Here is an 18,930-nt window from a genome sequence, read left to right as displayed (position 1 = left end):
GCCCCCGCCCGGCCGCCGCCCGGTCCCGGCACCATGTGCTCGCGGGAACGCTCCTCGCCTTCGTCATGCTGCTCACCGCGTGCGGCGGCACGTCGAAGGCGAGCGATCCGGCGGACAAGCCGAAGCAGAGCGCATCGGCCGATCACAACGCCGACGACGTCATGTTCCTGCAGATGATGATCGCGCACCGTCGCCAGTCGCTCGACATGGCCCGGCTGGCCCCCGACCGCACCCGGCGCGGGGACGTCCAGAAGCTGGCCGCGGCCGTCGTGAAGGACAGCACCGGTGAGATGCAGCGAATGACGTCATGGCTCACCGCATGGTCGAAGCCGACCACGGTGCAGGGCCCGGCGAACGCCCACGCCGCCCACGGCGGCCTGCCGGCCATCGGCCCGGCCGAAATGAAGGCACTGAAACAGGCCGAAGCCCGCGGTTTCGACACCACATTCCTGAACCTGCTCCTCGGCCATCAGCACAACGCGGTGGAGATGTCGAAAGTGGAGCTGAAGAAGGGAGTCAACCCCGCCGCCAAGGCGTACGCGAAAGACGTCATGGAACGCACCAGCAATATGGTCAGCCGGCTGCTCGACTTGATCAACAGCTGACCGCGGTCGTGAGCGCGACAGCGAGGTCGCGCTCACGGCTCGGCGTGGACGATCTGGCCGTCGAGGACGGTGTACCGGAGGCGGGCGGCGGGCAGGTCGGCGGCGTCCAGGGCGAACAGGTCCCGGTCGAAGACCACCAGGTCGGCCCGGTGCCCTGGGGAGACCACGCCGAGGTCGTGTTCGCGGCGGGCCATGTAGGCGCCCTCATAGGTCGCGCCGTGGACGGTCTCGCCGCGGGTGAGCCGCTGGTCGGGGAACAGGCCGCCGGGCGGTGACCCGTCCAGGGTCTGGCGTGTCTCCGCGGCGTGCAGGGTGCCGAGCGGGTCGGGCGGGGCGACCGGGAAGTCAGTCCCGAGCGCCAGCCGGACGCCGGCGGACAGCAGCGTCCGGAAGGCGTAGGCGTGCCGCGCCCGCTCCGGGCCCAGTCGGTCGGCGAGGTACCCGATCGCTTTATGCAGGTGGGCCGGTTGGACGGACGCGATCAGCCCCAGCCGGGCGAGGCGCGGGACGTCGGACGGCCCGACGACGGTGGCGTGCTCGATGACGAACCGGTGGTCGGCGTCCCGTCCGGCGAGGGCCGTTTCGAGGGTGTCGAGGACGATCCGGTTCGCGCGGTCGCCGATCGCGTGCACGCACAACCCGCGGCCGTGCGCCAGGACCGCGTCCGCTGCCTCGCGCAGGCGCGCCTCGGGCATCATCTGAAGCCCGGTGCTGTCCGGGTCGTCCTGGTACGGCTCGTCGAAGAGGGCGCCGCGCGCGCCGAGCCCGCCGTCGAAGACCAGCCGCAACCGCTGCAATTCAAAGCGCGGGTCGGGGTGATGTGTGAACACGTCGCCGACGAACTCGGTCAGGTCGCCCTCGGCGGGCGCCCGGACCATTCCGAAGATCCGCGGCAGGTGCTCGCCGTCGTCGAGCAGCGAGCGGATGTCGTCGATCCAGGCGAGGTCGTCGATGGCGTCGTGCAGGCCGGTCAGGCCAAGGCTCAGGCAGTGCGCGGCGGCGGAGCGCATGAGGCGCCGCCGGTCCGCCGCGCCGTGCGGGGGGATCCGCGCGCGGACGAGGTCGGCCGCGGTCTCCAGCAGGACGCCGGTCGGCCGCCCGTCCGCGCCGCGCAGGATGCGCCCGCCGGGCGGGTCCGGGGTGCCGGGGCCGATCCCGGCGCGGCGCAGCGCCTCCGCGTTGACCAGGGCGCCGTGGTGGTCGAACCGGTTCAGCAGCACCGGCCGGTCAGGAACCGCCTGGGACAGCAGGTGGTTGTCCTGGACGCCCTCCGGGGTCCAGCCGCGGCCCTTGATCCAGGCACCGGGCGGGGTATCGGCGGCGCGGAGCGCGGTCGCGCGGACGACCTCGTCCGGGCCGGGCAGCCCGCGCAGGTCCAGGACGTCGAGCGCCTCCCCCAGGCTCAGCAGGTGGGCGTGCGCGTCGATGAACCCCGGCAGGACCGTCCCGCCGCCCGCGTCGATCTCGGTCGCGCCGGGCCCGGCGGCGGCCCGGCAGCCGGCGAGGTCGCCCACGGCGGCGATCCGTCCGGCGGCCACCGCGATCGAGGCCGCAGGACGGCCCGGCAGGGCCGCGTTCCGGACGACGAGCGGCCCGGCCATCAGGCCGCGACCCGCCGCCGGATCTCGCCGCCCACCATGACGAGCCGCACCCTGTCCGCGAGGCCGTCCAGGTCGGTGGCGTCGCCCTCGATTAGGACGAGGTCCGCGACCCGGCCCGGCTGGAGCCGCCCGAGGTCGGTGAAGCCGAGCAGGTCGGCCGCCGATCCCGTCGTCGCGTGCAGGACCTGCTCGGGCGTCATGCCGCCGTCCCGCATGAGGGGCAACTCCTCCAGGTTGGAGCCGAACGGGCCGACGCCCGTGTCGGTGCCCATCGCGATCTTGACGCCCGCGCGCACCGCCCGGGCGAACGACTCCTTGTGCGCCTCGACCGCCTCCGCGGCCTTGGCCACAGCGATCGGGCTGACCCGGACGCCGGTGGCCGCCAGGTCGAGCACCGCTTGCCCGGCGACCAGCGTCGGCACCAGCCAGCAGCCGCGCTCGACCATCATCTCGATGGACTCGTCGTCCAGGTGGATGCCGTGCTCGATGGACCTGGCGCCCGCGGCGACCGCGTTCTTGATGCCCACCGGGGACTGCGCGTGCGCCATGAACGGGCGGCCGGCCGCCCGCGCCGCGTCCGCCAGCGCCTCCAGCTCCGCCGGGACGAACTGCGCGTCGTGCGGATGGTCGCGGGCGGACAGGATGCCTCCGGTCGTGCACACCTTGATGACGTCCGCGCCCGCCCGGACGATCTCGCGGACCTTGCGGCGGACCTCGTCCGGGCCGTCGGCGATGGCGTCCGGACGTCCGGGATGCGCGATGTTGTACATCACGGTGAGGCCCGAGGGCCGCCGCCCGTCGCCGTGCCCGCCGGTCTGGCTGATCATCGTGATGGCGATCTGCATCCGCGGGCCGTCGATCAGCCCGTCCTCCACCGCGCGCTTGATCCCGAGGTCGGCGCCGTTGGCCTCGCGGACGGACGTGATCCCGATGTCGAGCATCCGGGACAGGTTCCGCGCCGCCACGTAGAACTGGTACGAGAACGGGCGCTCCAGCCGCTGGACGAGGTCAAGACCCGACGAGCACACGTGCACATGGCAGTCGAACAGGCCGGGCAGCACCGTCATGCCGGTCGCGTCGATCCGCTCGTCGGCGGCGCCGTCCAGGCCGGGGCCGACGTCGACGATCCGGCCGTCCTCGACCAGCACGTCGCCCGGCGCGGCGGGCTCCCCAGTGCCGTCGAACACCGTGCCCCCGGCCACTGCGATCCGCGTCATCCGTCCGTCCCTCCATCACTTCGCCCGCCGGTCATCCGCGTCATCCGCGCAGGTAGACCGTGGTCGTCCGGGTGTAGAAGTCGCGGGGCGCGCGGCCCTGCTCCTTGGCGCCGAACCCGCTGGCCTTCTCCCCGCCGAACGGGACGTGCAAATCGGCCCCGGCCGAGTTGGAGTTGACGTGCAGGACGCCGACGTCGAACTCGTCGACGGCCCGCAGCGCCGTGCCGAGGTCCCTGGTGAAGATCGCCCCGGACAGGCCGTACTCGCTGTCGTCGGCGAGCGCGAGCGCGTGCTCGGGGCCGTCCGCGCGGACCGCGGCCAGCACCGGGCCGAACACCTCCCGCCGCCACAGCGGCAGGTCGGGGCCGGGCAGCGCGAGCACGCTCGGCGGGACGAAGTATCCCTCCGCGAGCGGCCCGGACGTGTACGGCTCGCCGCCCGCGAGCGCCTCGGCGCCGCCGTCCAGCGCCTCGCCGGTCGCCCGGCCGACGGTGTCGCGCGCGGCGGCGGTGATCAGCGGGCCCATCCGGACGCCGGGGTCGAGCGGGTCGCCGACGTCCAGGCCGTCCACCAGCCGGACGACCTCGGCCAGCAGGTCTTCGGCCACCCGGTCCTCCACGACGAGCCGGGTGTTGGACGTGCAGCGCTGCCCGGACACCCCGAACACGCCCGGCACGATCTGCGCCGCCGCGGCCGCGAGGTCGGCGTCGGCCAGCACGATCGCTGCGTTCTTGCCGCCCATCTCGGCCTGCACCGGCTTGGCCAGCTCGCCGCATCGCCGGATCAGCGCCCGTCCGACGGCGGTGGAGCCCGTGAACGCGACGACGTTGACGCCGGGATGCTCGACGATCCGGGAACCGACGTCCGCGCCGCCGTGCAGCAGGTTGAGCACCCCGGCGGGGAGCCCGGCCGCGTCCAGCGCCTCGGCGAACCGGATCGCGAGCAGCGGCACCACCTCGGCGGGCTTCCACACGACCGCGTTCCCGTAGGTCAGCGCGGGCGCGATCTTCCAGGCCGGGATCGCGATCGGGAAGTTGAACGGGGTGATCACCCCGGCCACCCCGACCGGCTTGTGCACCACCATGATCCGCTCGCCGGCGCGCGGCGAGTCGAACAGCTCGCCGGTCGGGCGGTCGGCCTCGGACGCGGCGTAGTCGCAGATGTCGGCGGCGCGGCGGACCTCGCCGACACCCTCGACGAGCGTCTTGCCCTCTTCCAGCGACAGCTCCCGGCCCCACTCGTCGGCGTGCGCGCGGATGTGCGCGGCGGCGCGCACCAGCACCGCGGCGCGCTCCCGGAACGGGGTCGCCGCCCAGCCCGGCGCGGCCCGGTTCGCCGCCGCCACGGCCGCGTCGACCTGCGCTCCGGCGGCGGCACGGCCCGTGGCGAGGACGGTGCCCGGCGCGGCCGGGTTGACGTCCACCAGCTCGGCGCCCGTCCCCTCCCGGAAGCCTCCGTCGATGTAGTGGACGATCTCCTTCACCGCTGCTCCCTTCCCAGAACGTCCTCGTCCAGCCGGACGAGGACCGGCCCGCGCCGGCGCACCGCGCGCTCCATCGCCGCGGGGACGTCGGCCAGCCGTTCCGGCGCCTCGACCCCGGCGCCCATCGCGGCCGCCAGGCCGGAGAAGTCCGGGGTCGCGGGCGTGACGGCCACCGGCTCGATGCCGCGCGCGATCATGTCGTCGCGGATCTGGCCGAGCGCCTCGTTGTTCCACAGCACGACGACGAGCGGCAGGCCCAGCTCGGCGGCGGTGACGATCTCCTGCGCGGTGTAGAGGAGGCCGCCGTCGCCCACGATCGCGACGGCCGGGGCGTCCGGGTCGGCGACGGCTGCGCCGACCGCGGCCGGGACGGCGTAGCCGAGCGTCCCGAACCCCGACGGGTGCAGCCAGCGGCGCGGGGCGCGCATCGGCACGATCTGGGTCCCGGTGTAGGCGAGCTGCGTCATGTCGCTGTAGACGCGAGCGTTCTCCGGGATTCCGGCGAAGACGGCGTCCAGGACGCGCGTGTGCCATCCCCGGTACGGCGGCGCCGCCGCTGCCGCGAGCGCCCGCAGCTCACGGACGTCGGCTTGCGCCCCGGAGTCCTCTCTCGCGGGAAGCTGTTCGAGGAGCCGGTCGAGCGCCCATGCCGCGTCGGCCTGAAGGCACAGCGCGTCCGGGTAGTCGCCGGGGAGGTGCGCCGGATCGACGTCGATCCGGACCAGGCGTCCTTTCAGCGGCAGGACGTCCACGGTGGTGTCGGTAGACGCCAGCTCCGTGCCGACCGCGAGGACGATGTCGCGGTCGGCGAGCCATTCGCGCACCGCGACCCGCTTGAGCGCCTGCCCGGCGCAGAGCGGGTCGTCGTCCGGGACGATCCCCTTGCCCGCCACGGTCGTCAGCACCGGCGCGGAAAGCCGCCGGGCCAGGCTCCTGACCTGCGCGCTCGCGCCCGCCGCCCCGCCGCCCACGAGCACCGCCGGACGTTCGGCCCCGGCGAGCAGCCGCGCGGCCTCGGCCAGCGCCCCCGCCGGCGGCGCCTCGACCTCGGGCCGGACGGGCGGCAGCGGCCGCCAGCCGTCCCCGACCTCCTCGGCCAGCACGTCGATCGGGACTTCCAGGTACACCGGACGGGGACGCCCCGACGTCAGCGCGCCCCAGGCACGGGCGAGCAGTTCGGGCAGCTCGTCCGCCGAACCGGCGTGCAGCGCGAGCCCGGTGATCGGCTCGGCGATCAGGCGCTGGTCCTTGCACTCATGCAGATGCCCGCGGCCGCGTCCCAGCGTGTGCGACGCCGTGACGCTGGCCAGCACGAACATCGGCACCGAGTCGGCGTACGCCTGCCCGATGCCGGTGGCGGCGTTGGTCAGGCCGGGCCCGCTGATCACGCAGCACACGGCGGGACGTCCGGTCGCGCGGGCGTAGCCGTCCGCCATGAACGCCGCGCCCTGCTCATGCCGGGGCAGCACGATCCGGAACCCCTGCTCGGTCAGCCCGCGGAAGTACTCCAGCGTGTGGACGCCCGGAATGCCGAAGACGGTGTCTGCGCCGTAGTGCCGGAGGGTGGCCATCACGGCCGCGCCGGTCCGCATTTCTTCGCTCCTCGTGTTCCGGCTCAGTGCAGCCTGGTGGTGAAGTCGCGGATCCGGCCCTCGCTCGCGTCGATCTCGGACGCGGCGATGTCCTCGGCGATGACGCCGTCCGCCATCATCACGACGCGGTGCGCGGCCCGCCGGACGAAGCCCATCTCGTGCGAGGCGACGACCATCGTCATGCCCTCGGACGCGAGCTCCTCCATCACGTCCAGGACCTCGCTCGTCGTCTCCGGGTCCAGCGCGCTGGTGGGCTCGTCGAACAGCATCACCTCGGGCCGCATCGCCAGGGCGCGGGCGATGGCGCCGCGCTGCTGCTGGCCGCCCGACAGCTTGCGCGGGTAGGCGCCGGCCTTGTCCGACAGGCCGACGCGTTCGAGCAGTTCCGCGCCGCGCTCGCGCGCCTCCGCCGGCGAGAGGCCGAGCACCCGCATGGGCGCCTCGATGACGTTCTGCATCAGCGTCATGTGCCAGAAGAGGTTGAAGTTCTGGAACACCATGCCGATGCCCCGGCGCGCGGACGCGATCTGGTCCTCCCGCTCGGGGACCAGGCCGTCGCCGTCCCCCTTCCGGTAGCCGATCAGGCGGCCGTTCACCGTGATGCGGCCCTTCTGGATCGACTCCAGATGGTTGATGGACCGCAGGAACGTGCTCTTGCCCGACCCGGACGTCCCGATCAGGCACACGACCTCGCCGCGGTGCACGGTCAGGTCCAGGCCCTTCAGGACGTGCAGCTTTCCGTACCACTTGTGCACGCCGCTCGCCTCGATGACGACCTCGTCCGACACCACGCGGCCCTTCTCCGCCGACGGCGACATCACGCGGCCTCCTTCTGCGGCCCGGCGCTCCCGAGGAGATCCCGGCGGACGCGGTCGAGCAGGCCGCCCGAGGAGGCGTCGGCCTCGTGCCGGTTCAGCCGCGCCTCGATCAGCGACTGGATGAACGTCCACACCGTGGTGAGGATCAGGTAGTTGATCGCGAGCCCGATGAACAGCTCGAACACCCGGAACGTCTCGGCCGCGTAGGTCTGCGTCGTGAGCAGCAGCTCCGGGACGCCGAGCACGCTCGCCAGCGACGTCGCCTTCAGCATGATCGTGAACTGGTTGCCCATCGGCGGCACGACCACCCGCATCGCCTGCGGCAGGATGACCCGGCGGAGCGTCGGGATCCGTTTCAGGCCGAGCGCCTTGGCCGCCTCCACCTGCCCGTGGTCGACGGCCATGATCCCGCTGCGGAAGATCTCGCCCATGTAGGCGCCCTCCCGGATCGTGAAGCCGATGATGGCGGCCTGCATCGCGGCGGGCAGCGTCATCCCGGCGATGGTCAGGTCGCTGAACTTGAAGATCCCGGCGGCCGCGACGCCGGTGTAGAGCAGGATGAGGATGACCAGCTCGGGGATGCTGCGCAGCAGCCACACGTAGATCCCGGCCAGGAACCGGATCGGCGCGATCTTGGACAGCCGGGCCAGCGCCACCAGCATGCCGAGGATCACGCCGAAGAACATCGACACCACGGCCATGAAGATGGTGCGCTGCAGGCCCACCCCGTAGTGCGGGCTCAGCGCGAAGATGTGGTCGACGAGGAACTGCCAGTCGAAGTTCATGGAGTCTTCTCCGCCGGCAGGCACGCGACGGGCTTGGACGTCTCCGCCGCGTCGAGCGTCTCCTTGTCCAGGCCGTACCGGTGGAAGATGTCGCGGTACTCACCGCTCCCCCGGACGGCGGTCATCGCCTGCTCCATCGCGGTGTACAGATCGCGGTTGTTCTTCGCGATCATGAAGCCCATCTTCCCGCCGGCCTTCACGTCCGACAGGCACGGCTGCCCGGCGAGCTCCAGCCGTCCCGGCGCCTTGCGCAGGTAAAAGGACCCGGCCGAGTACGTCGTCGCGGCGCCGTCCACCGTGCCCGCGGCGACCTGCTGGAACAGCTCGCTCGTCCCCGCCAGCGGGACGATGTTGATCTGCTTGCCGCCGCTCCCGGCGAGCTTCTTGTTCATGTCCTCCAGCAGGCCGTGCGCGACGCTGCCATCCGGCGCCGCGATCTTCTTCCCGGCCAGCGACGAGAAGTCGCTGATCTTCTTGGGGTTGCCGGCGCCGACGACGAGCTGCGTCGCGGCGATCGAGTACGGCAGTTGCCACGCCGTCTTGTCCCGCTCCGGGACGATCTTGAGCTGGCTGACGATCATGTCGCAGTGCCCGCCGAGCAGGGACGCGACGAGCCCGTCCACCCGGACCTGCACCCACTTCGGCTTGAGGCCGAGGGTGGCGGCGAGCGCCTGGCCGAGCTCGATCTCGCTGCCGACCTGCTTGCCGTCCTGCGTGAACGAGCGCGGCGGGTTGGTGAAGGTGGAGCAGAACGTGATGGTCCCCGGCTGCGCGAACTTCGGCGGGGCCTTGACCTTGCCCGCCGTCCGCTGCCCGGGAGCGGTCTCGGCGGGCTTGACCCCGGCGTCGGAGGTCTCCGAGGTGCCGCCGCAGGCGGCGGCGGTGAGTATCGCGGACGTGACGATGACGGCCGCACCCAGTCGACGAGTACGCATCCCGGCCTCCAAGGCTCGTTCGTGCAGGTAGTGCTGGTAGTGCAGGTTGTGGGGGTCGTGCGGGGTCAGGAGAACGCGGCGACGCCCGTGAGCGCCTTGCCGATGACCAGGCTGTGCACCTCGCTGGTGCCTTCGTAGGTGAGCACCGATTCCAGGTTGTTGGCGTGCCTCAGCACCGGGTATTCGAGGGTGATGCCGTTGGCCCCGAGGATCGTCCGGCACTCGCGCGCGATCGCCAGGGCCTCCCGGACGTTGTTGAGCTTGCCGAGGCTGACCTGCTCCGAGGTGATCGCGCCGGCCTCCTTGAGCCGCCCGAGCCGGATCGCCAGGAGCATGCCTTTGCCCAGCTCAAGCGCCATGTTCGCGAGCTTCTGCTGGGTCAGCTGGAAGCCCGCGAGCGGACGGTCGAACACCGTCCGCTCCCGCGCGTAGGCGATCGTCGTCTCCAGGCAGTCGAGGGCCGCGCCGAGCGCGCCGAAGACGATCCCGAACCGCGCCTCGTTGAGGCAGCCCAGCGGTCCGGACAGGCCGCGGGCGCCGGGCAGCATCGCGTCGGCGGGGAGGCGCACATCCTCCAGGACGAGCTCGCTCGTCACGCTGGCGCGCAGGGACAGCTTCTCCGCGACGTCACGCGCGCTGAAACCGGGCGTCCCGGCCGGGACGAGGAACCCGCGGACGCCGTCGTCCGCCCGGGCCCACACGACGGCGACGTCGGCGACCGCGCCGTTCGTGATCCACATCTTGGTGCCGTTCAGCACCCAGTCGCCGCCGTCGCGCCGGGCCGTGGCGCGCATCCCCGCCGGGTTGGAGCCGAAGTCGGGCTCGGTGAGCCCGAAGCAGCCGATCTGCTCGCCGGCCGCCATCGCGGGCAGCCATTCGTCCTTCTGCTCGTCCGAGCCGTAGGCCCGGATCGCGTACATGGCCAGCGAGCCCTGCACCGACACCAGGCTGCGCAGCCCGGAGTCGACCGCCTCCAGCTCGAAGCAGGCCAGGCCGTAGGCGACGGCGCCCGCCCCTGCGCAGCCGTGGCCCTCCAGGTGCATGCCGAGCAGGCCGAGGCCGCCCAGCTTCCCGGCCAGCTCGGACGCGGGCAGCTCGCCGGATCGGTACCACTCCGCGATGTGCGGTCGCAGCTCTTTGGCGCCGAACGCGCGGACCGTGTCGCGGATCGCCCGCTCCTCCTCGGTCAGCAAATCGTCCACGCCGAACAGCTCCAGCGGACGAACCGCTTGGCCGGTCATTCCAGGCCCCTCCTCAACGAAAGCTCGGGGCACTACCGAAGCACAGAATCTATTTTGGATCCAGTATTGATTCTCCAATCAACGGTGGCTAGAGTCCCGGCGGTACGTCCATGTGCGGAGATCGCTAGGAGGGCCGACCGGATGCAGAGCAGCGGCATGTGGGGCCGGGGCGGGCGCGGGCGCGGCGGCACGGCCCCCGGCGCGCGGGCATGACCGGAGCCCTGCGCGACCTGGTCATCGTCGACTTCAGCCGCGTCCTCGCCGGGCCGTACGCGACGATGCTGCTCGCCGACTTCGGCGCCGAGGTGATCAAGATCGAGCGGCCCGGCGGCGGCGACGACACCCGGTCCTGGGGACCCCCGTTCGCGGACGGCGAGAGCACCTACTTCCTCGGGGTCAACCGCAACAAGCGCTCCATCGCCCTCGACCTGTCCGACCCCGCCGACGCCGCGACGGCCCGCGCGCTCGCCGCCCGCGCCGACGCGGTGGTGGAGAACTTCCGTCCCGGGACGATGGAGCGGCACGGCCTCGGCCACGAGGAGCTGCGCGCGGCCAACCCCGGGCTCGTCTACTGCTCGATCACCGGGTTCGGCGCGGACGGCGGCGCGGACCTGCCCGGCTACGACCTGATCGTGCAGGCGGTCGGCGGGCTGATGAGCGTGACCGGCGATCCGGGCGGCGAGGGGATGAAGGTCGGCGTCGCGCTCGTCGACGTGATCACCGGCCTGCACGCCGCGCTCGGCGTCCTGGCCGCGCTGCGGCACCGGGACGCCACCGGCGAGGGCCAGCGGGTGGAGGTCTCGCTGCTGTCGTCGCTCCTGTCCGGGCTGGTCAACCACGCCTCGGCGTACGTCGCGGCCGGCGTCGTGCCCGCCGCGATGGGCAACGAGCATCCCAGCATCGCGCCGTACGAGCTGTTCGAGACCGCGGACCGGCCGCTGGTCATCGCGGCGGGCAACGACCGCCAGTTCCGCTCGCTCTGCGCGGCGCTCGGCCGTCCGGACCTCGCCGCCGACGAGCGGTTCGCCACCAACAGCACCCGCGTGGCGAACCGCCGGCCCCTGAAATGCGAGCTCACCACCGCACTCGCCGAGCGCACGGCCGACGACTGGTTCGCCGCCCTCACCGCGGCGGAGGTCCCGTGCGGACCGATCAACGACGTCGCCGGCGCCTTCGACCTCGCCACCCGCCTCGGCCTCGCCCCCCGCGTCGCCCTGCGGGACCCGCGCCGGCCGCACCCGGTGGGGCAGGTGGCCAACCCGGTCCGGCTGAGCGCCACGCCGCCCCGGTACCGCACCGCGCCGCCGCGCCTGGACGAGGACGCCGCCGCCGTCCGCGCCCGGATCGCCGGAGAACGCGACCGAGATGTGGAATCCTTGACGCAAGATCCAGACGCCGGAGGGGGGTGACCCGGATGACCGCGGGAAAGCGGCCCCGGCGCCCGCCGACGGCCCAGCAGTTCGTCCTCGAAGAGATCAGGCGGGCCATCACCAGCGGCGAGCTGCGGCCGGGCGACCCGATCCGCCAGGACGCGCTGGCCGAGGAGCTCGGCGTCAGCCGCGTCCCGCTGCGCGAGGCGCTCAAGATCCTTGAGGGCGAGGGCCTGGTCACCTACCAGGTGCACCGCGGCTACGGCGTCGTCTCCCTCTCCATGGAGGACCTGCGCGAGGTCTACCGGATCAGGGAGATCCTGGAGGCCGAGGCCGTCCGCCGCGCCGTAGACAAGGTCACCGATGCCGATGTGGACCGGCTCGAAGAGATCCAGCGCGGCGTGGAGCGCGCCAGCGAGGCCGGCGACGTCGCCGAAATGGCCGCCGCGAACCGGCTGCTCCATTTCACGCTGTTCGAGTATTCGGGAATGCCGCGTCTCGTCCGGCACATCCGCCTGCTGTGGGAGGCGACCGACGCCTACCGCTCGCTTTACTACAGCGACCACGAGAACCGCGAGCGGGTGAATCACGAGCACCGCGCCATGCTCGCCGCCCTGCACGCCCGCGACGCCGAAAAGGCGATCGCGTCCCTGGACGAACACCGCGCCCACGCGGTCTCAGCCCTGGAACTCGTCTTCGCCGAGGAATCCGCCACCACACCGCGCCATTGACCGACGTCCCGCACAAACGTCGGACGAAGCCGAGGGTGTCCTGGGGCCTTGTTCAGTCCACATGGACGGCTTGGACGCCGCTGCCGCCCGGCCACGCGAAAACGTCGCCGGAGCGGGCGCCGGCGAATTCGGGGATGCTTCCTGGCAGTTTCGTTTCGCCGCCGCGGGAATCGCAGGGCCACCAGCGTCGTTGCGGGTCCGTCCAGTAGGGACGCTCGCCGGAGCTTTTCTGGGTTTTGGCGACGAGGTCGTCGGACCAGCACCAGCCCGTCGGCTCGTCCTGGACCGGGCGGGGGCCAGAGCCGAGGTCGAGCAGGACGCTGCCGGAGTGGAGCGTCCGGATGAGGTAGGTCCGGTCGTCGATCCGGATCACGCTTCTGTCGCCTTCGATGTCGTCGGGAAGGCTGAAGCCGAGTCCGGGCACCGCTCCGGCCCGCCAGGACCAGCGTGTCTCACCGGTCGCGGGATCGAAACCCTCCACGGTCACGCTGAGGTCCTTGAAGCGCCATTTCTCGGGGCTCCCGCCGGCGGACACGTCCATCCAGCCGGTCTTCCGGCACCGGACGGGATGCTCGATGGTGAACTTGAGCGCGCCGCAGAACACGGTGGTGCCGGGCTCGGCCCACAGCCTTCTGCCGGTGGCCCCGTCGAAAGCGGCGACCGTGGCGTAATCGAGTCGCCATCTCTTCTCGGCCTCAATGAACTTGCCGCCGGCACCGATCTCCCCGACATAGCGGCCGTCTTTGTACTGGAGGTCGTAGTGATAGGACCAGCTGATCGATCTCCAAGGCCCGCCGCCGTCCTTGCGGTCGGCCACGCTGAGCTCGAGCGGGTTCACATCGCCGAAGATCTCCGATATTGGCCGCCGCCATAGTTCCTTGCCGTCGACGGTGGTCCGCACGATCTGTTTGTGGTCGATCGAGTCGCGCAGGCCTGTTCCCAGGGGGATGTAGCCGAGCGGCGCGGACTCCGACAACTTCGCGCCATTCGAGCCGTCCAGGATATGGATCCGGTCGGTGGCCGTGCTCGGTGGCCGTGTCGTGTCCGTGACACCGAAGCAGACCCTTCCTGTCCCGCACCAATGGGGGACGATGTTCGACAGATAGAGCCCGGCCTGACCATGTCGCCAGCGGACCCGGCCGCTGTGGACGTCCACGGCGACGATCTGTTCGACGTTGAGACGCTGGCCCGCTTTCTGCGTGAATACGACCGTGTCCCCTTGAACCTGCAGATGGGAATTGAAGCCATGACGCAGGTCGCTCATGGGATGGCGCCATTGGACCGCGCCGGACTGCGCATCCAGCTTGAGGACCTCGAACCGTCCGGTCGGCGTACCGCCCGCGGCCAGGAATCCCCCGGGGGCGGCCCGGATCTCTTCGACCGGAATCACCGCGCCGGTGTCCCAGGCCGGCCGGTAGGGCGGCGAGGGCCACAGCAGCAGGGCGGCGGTGATCGCGACCGTCGCCGCACCGGCCACGGCCGCGGCCGTCTTGGCGCCGCCGATCTTGGCCAGCAATCCCTTGACGCCCACGGCGGCGGCCGAGCCGGCGATCGCATGCGGGAACAGTGTGGCCAGCGCCGCGGCGGCGGCCGCGAGCCCGGCCCGGCCCTGCCGCTCCCAGCCGGGGCCGTACGCCCGGGCCGCGGTCGTCTCCAGCTCGGCGACGAACTCGGCGGCGTCCCAGACACGCTCGGACGGCGTCTTGCTCATGCCGCGCACAACCAGAGGCCGCAACGGCTCGGGAACGTCGTCGACCGGAACGGGCGCGGTGAGGTGCTGCTCCCGCAGCGTGTGCACATCACCACCGCCGAACGGCCGGCGTCCGGTGACGCATTCGACGAAAACGCAGGTGGCCGCGTACAGGTCGGTGGCCGGGGTCGCGGGCTCCCCACGCCACTGCTCGGGCGACATATATCCCGGCGTCCCCGCCTGACCGCTTTGACCGGTCAGCACGGCGATCCCGAAATCGATCAGCTTGCTCCGTCCGGCGGCATCGACGATCACGTTGGCGGGCTTGTAGTCCCGATGCACCACCCCGACGGCATGAGCCGCCGCGAGACCGAGCAGGGAGCCCTTGAGCACGGCCAGCGCGGCCTCCGCGGGAAGGGCCGCGTCGCGATCGTCCAGCAGCCGCCGCAGGGAGACCCCGTCCACCGCCTCCATGACGATGGCGGCCTCACCGCCAGGCGATTCGACATAGTCGTGCAATCGGGCGATGTTCGGATCAGTCACCCGGGCCAACGTCTCCGCCTCACCGCGAAACGCTCTCAGAGCACGGGTGTCCACGTCGGGCCGCGCGGCCAGATACTTGATCGCGATGATCTCAGCGGACTCATCACGACGCGCCAGCACCACACGTCCCTGAGCACCTGCCCCGAGCTCTTTCAACTCGGTATATCCAGGCACCCTCCACTGCGATGAACCCACTCGCATCGCCCCATTAGACCAGCCATTGCACGTATCCCCATGATGGCGCTCAATCGTTGATCACGGACTCAACGCACTGTCAGGCGTGAGGCGCTTCCCGAGCTCTCTAACGCCGGTACGCGGTTACGCCGACGGGTACTCGGCCGTCCACTGCACGGATGACGGGCTCGGCTCCCTCCGGGCCGGAGGCGCCGTACAGCTCGATCAATTGCAGGTCGTCGGCCATTGTCTCGGCCACCTCACCGGCGGTGGCCTCGTCGGGAACCGCCACGAAGGTCGTCCTGCCGCCGTCGGCCCTCTCGTGAGTCACCACGTCGCCCGAGGGGTCGGCGCCTTCGTGCACGATGATGAACGCCTCCGAAAGGACGTCCCCGGCCTCGAAACGCGACTTGTACGAGGCGACACCGGTCAGCGACTCGAACCCGTAGTAGATGGCCCCGACGGGCACCTTTCCATCGGCCGCCCGCCCGGCTGCGGCGTGCCACACCGCACCGAACGCGCCGCAGATCTCGATCTGGGTCACCCCTTCGCCGACCAGCCGGGTGACCAGCTCGACCATCTCCTCCTGCTTGCCGACAGCCCGCACGCGTGTGCGTCCGCTGCCGTTCTGGACGGTCATGACGTCGGTCCAGGGGTCGGCACCGGTCTCCTCATAAATGACCACTTTGTCTTCGCTCATGTCCAGCAGGCTGCCACCTCAACCAGAGTTGAGGTCAACTCGACATGTGACGCCGCGTCGCTGGGTGGCTTGTGGTGGGTCGGGGGTGCTTCTGGGAAGATCACCGGTATGCGTGTCGCTGCAGCACAGGCTCGATGTCCCTGGCTCGACTCCGCCGCCGGGGTCGCCAAGGTGGTGGACTTTCTTCAGCGGGCGGCTGCGGACAATGTTGAGCTGGTCGCGTTCCCCGAGACGTTCCTTTCGGGCTATCCGTTCTGGGTGGAGCAGACCGGCGGAGCCCGGTTCAACGATCCCGACCAGAAGCGCGCCTATGCCGCTTATGTGGACGCCGCCGTCGAGCTCGACGGTCCCGAACTACGCACGATCGTCGAGGCCGCCGGTGATCTGAAGGTATTCACCTATCTGGGCATTACCGAACGCGTCCGCGGCACTGTTTACTGCAGCCTTGTCGCGATCTCTTCGGACGGCGCGATCGTCGGCGTCCACCGCAAACTGATGCCTACGCACGAGGAACGGCTGGTCTGGGGCATCGGCGACGGTCACGGGCTGCGCACCCATCAGGTCGGCGACCTCACGGTCGGTGGCTTGATCTGCTGGGAGAATTGGATGCCGCTGGCCCGGCACTCCCTCTATGCACAAGGCGAGAACCTGCATGTCTCGGTCTGGCCTGGCTCGTCCAGGCTCACCGGTGACATCACCCGCTTCATCGCCCTCGAAGGCCGTGTCTACTCCCTGGCCGCCGGTGCCCTGTTCTCCTACGCCGATATCCCGACCGACTTTCCTTTCTACGACCAGCTCGCCGAACGGAAGTCCCGGTACGACGGCGGCTCAGCCATCGCCGGGCCCGACGGCCAGTGGATCGCCCCTCCGGTCTCGGACGAGGAACGCCTCGTCACCGCCGACATCGATCCCGCCGCCGTCCGCGCCGAACGTCAGAACTTCGACCCCACCGGCCACTACGCCCGCGCCGACGTCCTCCACCTCCAGGTCGATCGCCGCCGGCTCACCACGGCGGAGTTCCTCGACTGAGGACGCTCGACGGCGCGCCTCGTCCCGGCGGACCCGACCGCACGGATCGGCGGTCGCGCAGGACGGGGAACTCCTCGCGGATCCGCGCCACCACGCCCGGGTCGATGTCGCAGCGCAGGATCTCCTCGGCCTCGCCCGCCTCCGCCAGGAGGGTCCCCCACGGGTCGACCACGCGGGAGGCGCCGGCCAGCGTCACGCCTTCGTGCGTGCCGGCGGCGTTGCAGGCCAGGATCAGAACCTGCTGCTCGACCGCGCGGGCGGCGGTGAGCAGCCGCCAGTGCGCGCGCACCCGCGCCGACCACGCGGCCGGGACCGCCACCGCCTCGGCGCCGGCGTCCGTCAGCGCCCGCCAGACCTCCGGGAACCGCAGGCTGATCTGCGCAGATCCCGAATCGTGGAGCCGCATCGAGCTGCTGCCCGCGAGCTTCGGCCTCGACGTCGAGGAGGCCCGCGAACTCGCCCGGGCGCACTGCAACCTGGCCGACTCGTGCTCGTGGATCGGGCACTACGAGCGCGCACGGGAGTACCTGCGCACCGGGACGAGCCTGGCCACCCAGGTGGGCGCGCCCTACGTGGTCGGCACCGCCGAGACCACGCGGATCAGGCTGGACTGGCTCGGCGGCGACTGGACGGGGCTGGAGGAGCGGGCCGAGCGGCTCGTCCAGACCTACGCCCACCTGCTGCCGCTGACCTGCGAGGTGCACCTGGTCAGGGGCTGGCTCGCCACCGCCCACGGCGACTGGGACCTGGCCGAGACCTGCTTCCACGCGACCGGCATGGCACGGCCCGACTCCGCGATCATTCCCGTCGCGATCGCCGCGATCGGCGGCATGGTCACCATGCCGCTGAGCCGCGGTGACGTGGACGCGGCCTGCACCTACGCCGATCGCGGCGCCATCCTGCTGCGTGCCAAGCGGATCTGGGCCTGGGCCGGCGAGCTGGCCCCCAGGCCGTCGAGGCGTACCTGGCGAGCGGGCGCGTCGAGGACGCCCGCGCCCTGATCACCGACCTCGGCTCCGGGCTCGACGATCTCGACGCTCCCCTGCCGCAGGCGGCCCTGGCGGCGTGCCGGGCGCACTTCGCGCGCGCCACCGGCGGCGCCGCGGCGGCGAGCGGTGCGAGGAGGAACACGTCGCCAACGTGATCCGCAAGCTCGGCGTCAAGTCCCGGCGGGAGGTCCGCCTCTGACATCCGGCCACACGGCGATGTTCGGGATTTCGAGGCTCCCGGCCCAGCCGTCTGACCGGCTTGATCAGCAGGAGGGCGGCGACTATGCCGACGGTCGCCGCGGTCGAGCCCAGCATGAAGGTGCGTGGGTCCACCAGGGTGGTGGCCGGGCCGGCCAGGGCCTGGCCGGCGGCCATGCCTGCGACGGAACCGGCGATCTGGTAGGCGTTGACGCGGTTCAGCACGTCCGGCGCGACCTGTGTCTGGACGCTGGTCGACCACATCACCGACCAGAACGCGAGCGCGCAGCCGCCGAGCAGGTGTCCGGCCATCAGCAGCGGGAGCGGGAGTTCGAGCGCGACCGTCAGCGGTACCGGGACGTAGCCGCTCACCGCGATCGCCCCGGCCGCCAGCGGCCGGCGCGGTCTGAGCCTGATCGCGACCAGCCCGCCCAGGACGGTGCCGAGGCCGAGCGCCGCCATCACCCAGCCGTAGTCGTCCCCGATGACCTGCGACGACAGCGGCACGGACGGGCCGATCACCAGGACGCCCCAGAACACCCAGACCAGGATGACCGACCACATCCAGCTCCTGGCCCTGAACTCCTCCCAACCTCGCCGCAGGTCGCTGAAAACGTTGGAGGGTGACGGCTTGGGAATTGCGACCCGGATCAGTAGGAGGCATACGCCGCTTAGCAGGAATGTCGCGGCGTCCACTGTGTAAACGACGACGGGTCCGGCGGCGATGATGAGGATTCCGGCCAGTGCGGGGCCCGCCAGGTGGGTGAGCGCCTCGGCGATCTTCAGCGTCGCGTTGGCCCTTTGAGGGTCTTTGGCGACCAAGGGGACCATGCCGTTGACGCCCGGCTCGAACAGCCCGGCGGCCGTGCCGGACAGGAACGCCATCGCCAGGAGCAGGGCGTAAGGCGGAGCGCCGTCCAGGAAGGCGACGGCGACCACGCCCTGGGTGACGACCCTGATCGCGTCCGCGACGATCATCAGGCGGCGGGCGCCGATCCGGTCGGCGACGACACCGCCGAACACCATGACCAGCACGGCGGACGCCGTCCAGAGCCCGAGCACGTAGCCGACGCCGGCGATCCCATAGACTTTCCCGACCGCCAGCGCCGAGGCGACGGGCATCATCGCGTCGCCGAGCAGCGAGATCGTGCGGGCCCCGAAATAGAGGGTGAAGTTCCTCGTCCACATGATCCCCAATTCTGGATATTTCCAGGTCAGGGCGCTGGTGT

Annotated in this window: 17 protein-coding genes; 5 read left to right on the top strand and 12 right to left on the bottom strand. The window is 71.5% G+C overall.

Annotated elements, in window-relative coordinates; translation table 11 throughout:
* Positions 1 to 605: DUF305 domain-containing protein (locus tag E1287_RS05390; protein WP_131963695.1), on the top strand; the 605-nt coding region annotated here is incomplete at its 5' end.
* A 32-nt stretch (positions 606 to 637) separates the two neighbouring features.
* Here E1287_RS05390 and E1287_RS05385 read toward each other — a convergent pair.
* The 8 genes from E1287_RS05385 to E1287_RS05350 all read right to left on the bottom strand — a co-directional run bounded on the left by E1287_RS05385 (position 638) and on the right by E1287_RS05350 (position 10,277).
* The gene (locus tag E1287_RS05385; RefSeq protein WP_131963694.1) at positions 638 to 2,206 is read right to left on the bottom strand and encodes an amidohydrolase; all 1,569 of its coding nucleotides are present in this window, start codon (positions 2,204 to 2,206) and stop codon (positions 638 to 640) included.
* Entirely contained in the window at positions 2,206 to 3,423 is a 1,218-nt protein-coding gene (locus tag E1287_RS05380) for an amidohydrolase family protein (RefSeq protein WP_131963693.1), read from the bottom strand. Before E1287_RS05380 ends, E1287_RS05385 begins: the two co-directional genes overlap by 1 nt.
* Positions 3,424 to 3,463: 40 nt before the next feature.
* On the bottom strand, positions 3,464 to 4,906 hold the full coding sequence (locus E1287_RS05375; RefSeq protein WP_131963692.1) for an aldehyde dehydrogenase family protein: 1,443 nt from the start codon (positions 4,904 to 4,906) through the stop codon (positions 3,464 to 3,466).
* Positions 4,903 to 6,498, bottom strand: coding sequence for a 5-guanidino-2-oxopentanoate decarboxylase (locus E1287_RS05370; protein WP_131963691.1), 1,596 nt, complete (start codon positions 6,496 to 6,498; stop codon positions 4,903 to 4,905). The genes E1287_RS05375 and E1287_RS05370 overlap by 4 nt, the downstream gene beginning before the upstream one ends.
* A 23-nt stretch (positions 6,499 to 6,521) precedes the next feature.
* A complete protein-coding gene (locus tag E1287_RS05365) occupies positions 6,522 to 7,316 on the bottom strand; it encodes an amino acid ABC transporter ATP-binding protein (protein ID WP_131963690.1) in 795 nt (264 codons plus the stop codon).
* Positions 7,316 to 8,101, bottom strand: a complete 786-nt coding sequence (locus E1287_RS05360; RefSeq protein ID WP_131963689.1) for an amino acid ABC transporter permease — start codon at positions 8,099 to 8,101, stop codon at positions 7,316 to 7,318. The genes E1287_RS05365 and E1287_RS05360 overlap by 1 nt, the downstream gene beginning before the upstream one ends.
* Entirely contained in the window at positions 8,098 to 9,036 is a 939-nt protein-coding gene (locus tag E1287_RS05355; protein ID WP_131963688.1) for a transporter substrate-binding domain-containing protein, read from the bottom strand. The genes E1287_RS05360 and E1287_RS05355 overlap by 4 nt, the downstream gene beginning before the upstream one ends.
* Before the next feature lie 65 nt (positions 9,037 to 9,101).
* Positions 9,102 to 10,277 (bottom strand): acyl-CoA dehydrogenase family protein, encoded by a 1,176-nt coding sequence (locus E1287_RS05350; protein ID WP_131963687.1) that lies wholly within the window; start codon positions 10,275 to 10,277, stop codon positions 9,102 to 9,104.
* Positions 10,278 to 10,486: 209 nt separating this feature from the next.
* Here E1287_RS05350 and E1287_RS05345 point away from each other — a divergent pair, with 209 nt between their 5' ends.
* The gene (locus tag E1287_RS05345; RefSeq protein ID WP_131963686.1) at positions 10,487 to 11,686 is read left to right on the top strand and encodes a CoA transferase; all 1,200 of its coding nucleotides are present in this window, start codon (positions 10,487 to 10,489) and stop codon (positions 11,684 to 11,686) included.
* Between the two features lie 5 nt (positions 11,687 to 11,691).
* Complete coding sequence (locus E1287_RS05340; protein WP_131963685.1) at positions 11,692 to 12,378, top strand: GntR family transcriptional regulator; 687 nt, start codon at positions 11,692 to 11,694, stop codon at positions 12,376 to 12,378.
* Positions 12,379 to 12,430: 52 nt separating this feature from the next.
* On the opposite strand, the gene E1287_RS05335 is transcribed toward E1287_RS05340, so the two are convergent.
* Entirely contained in the window at positions 12,431 to 14,767 is a 2,337-nt protein-coding gene (locus E1287_RS05335) for a serine/threonine-protein kinase (protein ID WP_207934026.1), read from the bottom strand.
* 145 nt (positions 14,768 to 14,912) lie between these two features.
* The gene (locus tag E1287_RS05330) at positions 14,913 to 15,485 is read right to left on the bottom strand and encodes a DUF6506 family protein (RefSeq protein WP_131963683.1); all 573 of its coding nucleotides are present in this window, start codon (positions 15,483 to 15,485) and stop codon (positions 14,913 to 14,915) included.
* A 108-nt stretch (positions 15,486 to 15,593) separates the two neighbouring features.
* Between E1287_RS05330 and E1287_RS05325 the strand changes: the two genes are divergently transcribed.
* Positions 15,594 to 16,514, top strand: a complete 921-nt coding sequence (locus tag E1287_RS05325; protein ID WP_131963682.1) for a carbon-nitrogen hydrolase family protein — start codon at positions 15,594 to 15,596, stop codon at positions 16,512 to 16,514.
* On the opposite strand, the gene E1287_RS05320 is transcribed toward E1287_RS05325, so the two are convergent.
* A complete protein-coding gene (locus tag E1287_RS05320; protein WP_243718646.1) occupies positions 16,489 to 16,833 on the bottom strand; it encodes a nitrilase-related carbon-nitrogen hydrolase in 345 nt (114 codons plus the stop codon). The two genes, E1287_RS05325 and E1287_RS05320, sit on opposite strands and share 26 nt — an antisense overlap.
* Between E1287_RS05320 and E1287_RS45410 the strand changes: the two genes are divergently transcribed.
* On the top strand, positions 16,778 to 17,515 hold the full coding sequence (locus E1287_RS45410; RefSeq protein WP_243718644.1) for a hypothetical protein: 738 nt from the start codon (positions 16,778 to 16,780) through the stop codon (positions 17,513 to 17,515). The genes E1287_RS05320 and E1287_RS45410 overlap by 56 nt on opposite strands.
* Here the strand turns inward: E1287_RS45410 and E1287_RS05310 are convergent, their stop codons facing one another.
* Complete coding sequence (locus E1287_RS05310; protein ID WP_243718643.1) at positions 17,516 to 18,889, bottom strand: MFS transporter; 1,374 nt, start codon at positions 18,887 to 18,889, stop codon at positions 17,516 to 17,518.
* Between the last annotated feature and the right edge of the window lie 41 nt (positions 18,890 to 18,930).

This window comes from Actinomadura sp. KC06, assembly GCF_004348735.1.
GTDB lineage: Bacteria > Actinomycetota > Actinomycetes > Streptosporangiales > Streptosporangiaceae > Spirillospora.
Note: the sequence above shows the minus strand (reverse complement) of the source record. Positions and strands in the feature narration are given on the sequence as shown.

What these genes read in the sequence shown, in the direction of transcription:
- E1287_RS05385 (WP_131963694.1), bottom strand. Translation starts at nt 2,206, where the DNA reads ATGGCCGGGCCGCTCGTCGTCCGGAACGCGGCCCTGCCGGGCCGTCCT.
- E1287_RS05380 (WP_131963693.1), bottom strand. Translation starts at nt 3,423, where the DNA reads ATGACGCGGATCGCAGTGGCCGGGGGCACGGTGTTCGACGGCACTGGG.
- E1287_RS05370 (WP_131963691.1), bottom strand. Translation starts at nt 6,498, where the DNA reads ATGCGGACCGGCGCGGCCGTGATGGCCACCCTCCGGCACTACGGCGCA.
- E1287_RS05365 (WP_131963690.1), bottom strand. Translation starts at nt 7,316, where the DNA reads ATGTCGCCGTCGGCGGAGAAGGGCCGCGTGGTGTCGGACGAGGTCGTC.
- E1287_RS05360 (WP_131963689.1), bottom strand. Translation starts at nt 8,101, where the DNA reads ATGAACTTCGACTGGCAGTTCCTCGTCGACCACATCTTCGCGCTGAGC.
- E1287_RS05355 (WP_131963688.1), bottom strand. Translation starts at nt 9,036, where the DNA reads ATGCGTACTCGTCGACTGGGTGCGGCCGTCATCGTCACGTCCGCGATA.
- E1287_RS05350 (WP_131963687.1), bottom strand. Translation starts at nt 10,277, where the DNA reads ATGACCGGCCAAGCGGTTCGTCCGCTGGAGCTGTTCGGCGTGGACGAT.
- E1287_RS05345 (WP_131963686.1), top strand. Translation starts at nt 10,487, where the DNA reads ATGACCGGAGCCCTGCGCGACCTGGTCATCGTCGACTTCAGCCGCGTC.
- E1287_RS05340 (WP_131963685.1), top strand. Translation starts at nt 11,692, where the DNA reads ATGACCGCGGGAAAGCGGCCCCGGCGCCCGCCGACGGCCCAGCAGTTC.
- E1287_RS05330 (WP_131963683.1), bottom strand. Translation starts at nt 15,485, where the DNA reads ATGAGCGAAGACAAAGTGGTCATTTATGAGGAGACCGGTGCCGACCCC.
- E1287_RS05325 (WP_131963682.1), top strand. Translation starts at nt 15,594, where the DNA reads ATGCGTGTCGCTGCAGCACAGGCTCGATGTCCCTGGCTCGACTCCGCC.
- E1287_RS05310 (WP_243718643.1), bottom strand. Translation starts at nt 18,889, where the DNA reads ATGTGGACGAGGAACTTCACCCTCTATTTCGGGGCCCGCACGATCTCG.